We start from the raw sequence: 5,129 nt of genomic DNA on the forward strand, positions 1-5,129 counted from the left end.
TCTTCGTGCCAGGCGCGAGCAGCAACGGGCGCCGGTTGTTGCGGCAGTGCCGGCGCGGCGGGCGCCCGGGCCACGGGCGCGCCGCCGATATTCAGCGGTTCGGGCGGAACGAAGGGTGCCGGGGTGTGCGAGGTGCCGATGATGACGGTGCCCGAGCCGCCGATGACCAGATTGCCGTGGTCGCCGAGGCTGCCCTGGACGACGGCGGGCCTGCCGTTGATCCGCACGTTGGGAATGAGATTGCCCGTCAGGGTGCTGCCGCATGCGGTGGTATCGCCGGCGCGGGCGGCGGGCAGGCCGTCGAAGAAGACGTCGGGCGAGCCGCTGACGATGGGGTTGTCGCCATGCCCGGTCTTCGGGCAGGCAGTGGAGTCGCCGAGGCGGGCGGCGGGTTTGCCGGACATGACCAATCTCCTTATCGGTATGCGAGCCGGCACCTTGCCGCACGGGCGGCGGCGAGCGCAAACGACGTTCGGTTTTTCATGGACTGGTTCGCAGCTTGTTAGTGGCCTGTGCGGTTAGTTGGTTGACTCAAGTTCGGATGCATGGGGCTCTGAGACAAGGCGCCGCGACGACTCATAGGGCTATGTTGGAGGAGTGGCAACACCGTATCGTGGCCTCAGGCGCCTAAATTGACCGACTGAACTAGCCAAGCAGGCCACTAGCAGCCCTCCGTTTCACATGGGTAGCCAAAGGAGCGCACAAGTCCGCGCGCGCCGGTCTATGGTCCCTCTTGAAACTTCGAGAGCTCAGTTCGAGCGGATCAGCCCGCCGTCGACGCGGAGGGTGCTGCCGGTGACGTAGGAGGCCGCCTCGCTGGCGAGGAAGGTCACCACGTTGGCGAATTCCTCGGGGCGGCCGTAGCGGCCGGCGGGGATGCCGGCGCGGGAGGCAGCGGCGATTTCTTCCACGCTCTTGCCCTGGCGTTGCGCGGCGCCGGCGTCGAGCTGGTCGACGCGGTCGGTGTGGATGCGTCCGGGCAGCACCATGTTCACCGTGATGCCCTGGGCGGCGACTTCGGCGGCGAGGGTTTTCGACCAGCCCTGCACGGCGGTGCGAATGCCGTTGGACAGCGCCAGGTTGGGGATCGGCTGCTGGATGCCCGAGGAACCGATGCTGATCACCCGGCCCCAGCCTTTCTCCACCATGCCAGGCAGCAGCCGCGCGGTGAGTTCGAAGAGGTGGCTGGCCATGCTGCGGAAGCTGGTTTCCCAGGCCGCCGCGAGCTGGTCGCGGGCGGCGCCGGCCGGCGGGCCGCCGCCGTTGTTGACCAGGATGTCGACGCCGCCGCCCTCGATCACCAGGTTGGCCAGACCCTGCACCGAGGCCAGGTCGGCGAGGTCGACCTGCAGCGCGACGATGCGCGCGGCCTGTTCGTCCGGCAGTTCGGCGCGCCAGGCGTCGACGCCTTCAGGGGAGCGCGCCGCGGCGAATACCTGCACGCCTTCGGCGGCCAGGCTGGCGGCGATGGCGGCGCCGAGGCCGCGGCTGGCGCCGAGCACCAGGGCGCGGCGTCCATTGAGACCCAGGTTCATGCGTGCAGCTCCTTGAGGCGGGATTCCTGCCGCTCGATCAGGCGTTCGATTTCGCCGATGTCGGCGGACGAGAGTTTCGGTCCCGGCGTGCGCAGGGCGGCCGAGGCGATGGCGCCGCGGCGCGCCAGCACGTACTTGCGCACGGCCAGGCCGAAGCCCGGTTGCTGTTCGTAGCGCGCCAGCGGCAGGTAGGCGTCGAACAGGTCGCGGCCCCTTTCGGCATCGCCGGCAGCGTAAGCGGCGTACACCTCGGCCATCATTTCCGGGTAGCCGAAGCCGGTCATCGCGCCGTCGGCGCCGCGGCCCAGCTCTTCGGGAAGGAACAGCCCGCCGTTGCCGACGAGGATGCTGATGCGGCGCATGCGTCCCTCGGCCTCGGCCAGGCGCAGCGCGCTGATCTTCGCAAGGCCGGGCCAGTCCTCGTGCTTGAGCATCACGCAGTTGGGGTTGTCATTGACGATGCGCACGATCGCCTGGGTCGGGATCTGCACGCTGGTTGCCAGCGGGAAATCCTGCAGGACGAAGGGCGTGTCGCTGCCGATGGCCTGGCCGACCTGGGTGTAATAGCTCACCAACTGGTCGTCGCTGCGCAGGTGCGAGGGCGGGGCGACCATCACCCCGGCGGCGCCGGCCTGCATCATCTGCTGGGCCAGTTCGCGCATCGGCGCGAGGCCGGCACCCGAAGCGCCCGCCACCACCGGCACGCGGCCGGCGACGCGCTCGACCACGCGCTCGACGTAGGCCAGCGATTCGCCAACGGTGAGTTTGGGCGCCTCGCCCATCATGCCGAGCACGGTCAGGCCGGTGGCGCCGCGTTCGAGGTAGAACTCGACCAGCCGGTCGGTGCTGGACAGGTCCAGGTCGCCGCTGTCGGTGAAGGGCGTGACGGCGATGATGAAGACACCGCGTGCCTGTTCGTTCAGACGCATCAGCTGGAAAACCTCTTGTTGGGAAGGAGAGCCGGCCGCGTGCGGCCGGTGAGGGCGGACGGTTCAGACGCCGCGGCGCCGGGGTTTCTGCAGGCGCCCGGCGCCGGCGGCATTGACGATCTGCTGGCCGTTCCAGGCGAGCTGGCCGCGCAGGAAGGTGGCGGCGACGCGGACGCCGAAGGTGTGTCCCTCGAAGGAACTCCAGTTCACCGCGGCCAGGCTGTTGGCCGGGTCGTGGACGAAGCGGCCCGGTTCGAGGACCACGATGTCGGCGTCCTTGCCCGGTTGCAGGCTGCCCTTGTCCTGCATCAGGAAGAACTTCGCCGGGCCTTCGCTGAGCAGGCGCACCGCCATGGTCGGCGAGATGCCGTGCTCCAGGCAGCCGGTCCAGAGCGCCGGCACCAGGGTTTCCAGGCCGGGGCCGCCGGCGGCGTTGTTGAAGATGTCCGGGTCGCCCTTGCGCTCCAGGCCCCAGGCGACGTGATCGGAGGAGACGAAATCGCAGTCGCCGTTGGCGATGTGCGTCCACAGCTTGTCGACCTCGGCTTTCGGGCGGATCGGCGGGTAGTGCTTGGTCTTCGCTCCGAGCCGGCGCATGTGCTCCTCCTCGTTGAGCATCAGGTATTGCACGCAGGTTTCCGCCGTGGCCTTCACGCCACTGGCGCGGTACTGGTTGCACAGCTGGAAGCCGCGCGACAGCGAGATGTGCACGGCATGCGCGCGGGCCCCGGTGGCGGCGCCGATCTCGTAGATCTTGGCGGTGGCGAGGTTCTCCACCAGCGGCGGATGGGCGCGGCCGAAGGCGTCCCAGCCGGTGTCGCCGGCGGCGCGCAGGCGGGCGATGTTGGCCAGGGTCATCTCCTGGTCCTGGTTGTGCACGCCGCAGGCCAGGCCGGACGGGGCGATGCGCAGCATGGCCTCGTAGAGCATGGCGTCGTCGATCCGCGGGAAGCGCTGCGCGTTGGCCTCGAAGGTGGAGAACTTGAAGGCGCAGGCGCCGGCTTCGATCAGGCCGGGAATGGCCTCGAGACCGTCGCGCGGGCGGATGGTGGCGTAGAGGCCGACATCGATGTGGCAGTCGGCGTTGGCCTTGGCCGCCTTGGCGAGGAACACCTCGGCGCTCCAGGCCGGCTCCGGTTCGTCGTAGGGCATGTCCACCAGCGTGGTCACGCCGCCGGCCGCCGCGGCGCGCGAGGCCTGGCCGAGCCATTCGTGGTTGGCGCTGCCGGTGTGGGTCTGGCCGTCCACCGCGCCGGGCACCACCCAGGCGCCGCGGCAGTCGTGCAGCTCCCGGGCGGCCGGCGGCTCGCCGAAGCCGATGCGGGCGACCTTGCCGTCGATCACCGCGACGTAGCCGTCCTCGAGGATGCGTTCGGGCAATACCAATTTTCCGCGCACGATCAGGTCGAAGTCACTCATGGCTGATGCTTTTTCCGTCTTCTGTCGCCATGCCCACCGTGCGGGCATCGGCGTTCGGCTGGAAGCGGGCCGGCGATTTCCCGAGGGGCGGCCGGCCGCCTGTGGCGCTGCGCGAGCAGCGCTGCTGCGGGCAAGCCTATGTGCGCTGCGGACGCTGCGTAAACGATAGAAATTCTGCCTGGCGTGACTAAAAAATGGCCTGGAGCCATTTTTGAGGTTCTTCGCGGATTCGGGGGGAAAAGCGAGTTGACAGTCAGGGAAGTGGGTAAATTGGCAGTCGCCAAACATCCCAACCCCCACACCCTGCTGTCACCGTGCATCCTATTGATCTTGCTGCTTTCTGGCCAGGCTACGAAGTCGTCGCTTGTCGCCAATCCACCGATAACACCCTACTGATCGAGCTCGAACCTCAAGCCGACTGTGTCCCCAAATGCGGACGCTGCAACCAAGCCTGTCCGTTGATCCATGAGCGACGGATTCGCCGGGTGCGTGATCGCGATCTGCTTGACCAGCGTGTCCTGCTTCAACTGCCGGTACGCCGTGTCGATTGCCTGTGCTGTGGGCGGGTAACCGAGCGGATTGACTGGCTTGAGCCGGCGTCGCGCCTGACTCAGCGCTTGCGTGTCTGGCTAGAAGGCTTGCTGCAACTGCTGCCCATCAGCCACGTCAGCCGCCTCACCGGATTGCATTGGCACACCCTCAAGACGCTGGACAAGCGCCGCCTGGAGGCCTCGGTTGGCGCTTTCGAACCAGGCGAAGTGCGCCGTCTGGTGATGGATGAGTTCGCCCTGCACAAGGGCCATCGCTATGCCACGGTGATCATGGATGCCGAGCGCACGCGTGTGTTGTGGGTCGGGCATGGCAACAGCCGTGAGGCGATTCGCCCGTTCTTCGAATTGCTGGGCGAGCACTGCCAGCAGATCGAGGCTGTGGCAATGGACATGAATACGGCCTTTGACCTGGAGGTGAAGCAGCATTGCCCACAGGCCGAAGTGGTATACGACCTATTCCATGTGCTGGCGCGCTATGGCCGCGATGTGATCGACCGTATCCGTGTCGACCAGGCCAACCTCCTGCGCCAGGACAAACCCGCGCGCAAGGTCGTCAAGCAAAGCCGCTGGCTGCTGCTACGCAATCGCGAAAATCTCAAGGAGGGACAAGCCGTGCAACTGCAGGAACTGCTCGCTGCCAACCAGCCGCTGGCCACGGTCTATGTGCTCAAGGATGCCCTGAAGGAAGTCTGGTA

General features: G+C 67.5%; 5 protein-coding genes. 1 reads left to right on the plus strand and 4 read right to left on the minus strand.

What is annotated here, in order from left to right; all coding sequences use genetic code 11:
• From IN820_RS17495 to IN820_RS17510, 4 genes are all read right to left on the minus strand, one after another.
• Positions 1 to 404: PAAR domain-containing protein (locus IN820_RS17495; RefSeq protein WP_193681011.1), on the minus strand; the 404-nt coding region annotated here is incomplete at its 3' end.
• Positions 405 to 749: 345 nt separating this feature from the next.
• Entirely contained in the window at positions 750 to 1,535 is a 786-nt protein-coding gene (locus IN820_RS17500; protein WP_193682204.1) for an SDR family oxidoreductase, read from the minus strand.
• Complete coding sequence (locus IN820_RS17505) at positions 1,532 to 2,464, minus strand: dihydrodipicolinate synthase family protein (protein WP_207793687.1); 933 nt, start codon at positions 2,462 to 2,464, stop codon at positions 1,532 to 1,534. Before IN820_RS17505 ends, IN820_RS17500 begins: the two co-directional genes overlap by 4 nt.
• Positions 2,465 to 2,527: 63 nt before the next feature.
• The gene (locus IN820_RS17510) at positions 2,528 to 3,883 is read right to left on the minus strand and encodes a dihydroorotase (RefSeq protein ID WP_193682205.1); all 1,356 of its coding nucleotides are present in this window, start codon (positions 3,881 to 3,883) and stop codon (positions 2,528 to 2,530) included.
• A 314-nt stretch (positions 3,884 to 4,197) separates the two neighbouring features.
• On the opposite strand from IN820_RS17510, the gene IN820_RS17515 reads away from it, so the two are divergent.
• Positions 4,198 to 5,129 (plus strand): ISL3 family transposase (locus IN820_RS17515; protein WP_193679812.1); only part of this gene is annotated, 932 nt, incomplete at its 3' end.

The sequence above is a fragment of the Pseudomonas lopnurensis genome, from assembly GCF_015070855.1.
In the GTDB taxonomy this organism is placed as follows: domain Bacteria; phylum Pseudomonadota; class Gammaproteobacteria; order Pseudomonadales; family Pseudomonadaceae; genus Stutzerimonas; species Stutzerimonas lopnurensis.